General features: G+C 67.8%; 1 protein-coding gene and 1 tRNA gene. One reads left to right on the plus strand and one right to left on the minus strand.

Going from position 1 to position 630, the window contains the following annotated elements:
- A partial coding sequence (locus EAO70_RS37410) for a GNAT family N-acetyltransferase (protein ID WP_148007211.1) occupies positions 1–290 on the plus strand: 290 nt, incomplete at its 5' end.
- 166 nt (positions 291–456) lie between these two features.
- Here the strand turns inward: EAO70_RS37410 and EAO70_RS37415 are convergent.
- Positions 457–530 (minus strand) — tRNA-Ala (locus tag EAO70_RS37415).
- Between the last annotated feature and the right edge of the window lie 100 nt (positions 531–630).

The raw sequence follows: 630 nt of genomic DNA on the forward strand, positions 1-630 counted from the left end.
GCTGGCGCGCCCAGGACGAGAACGACGAGGGCTACGCGAACGGCGACGCCGAACTCAAGCGCATGTACGTGATCCCCGAGGCCCGCGGCCTGGGCCTGGCCCGCCGCATCCTCTCCGCCCTGGAGTCCGACGCCCGCACCGCCGGCCGCACCCGCATGGTCCTGGAAACGGGCACGGCTCAACCGGAGGCCATCGCCCTCTACACGTCGAGCGGCTACGAACCCTGCACCAAGTTCGGCCTGTACCGCACCTACGAAAACAGCCGCTGCTACGCCAAGCCCCTGATCTGACGCCTTTTCACCCCGAAAAGGGGCCGGCCGCCCGGCCGGCCCCTTTTCGGATCCCGCGACCGGGGCGGAGCCGCGTAAGGCCCCACAACGACGAAGATCCCACCCGATCTTGCGATCGGACGGGATCTCGTCACGTTCCCGAGAGCTACTCGCGAACTGTCGTTTGTGGACCTGTGGGGATTTGAACCCCAGACCCCCTCGATGCGAACGAGGTGCGCTACCAGACTGCGCCACAGGCCCTTGCGACGTGTGAAACATTAGCACCCCGACCGGCTCAGACAAAAATCCATTGCCCCGCAGGTCAGCCGGGGGGCGTCGCGGGCCCCCCGGGTGGGGTCAC

Origin of the sequence: Streptomyces sp. adm13(2018) (assembly GCF_008042145.1) — a bacterium.
Classification (GTDB): Bacteria; Actinomycetota; Actinomycetes; order Streptomycetales; family Streptomycetaceae; genus Streptomyces.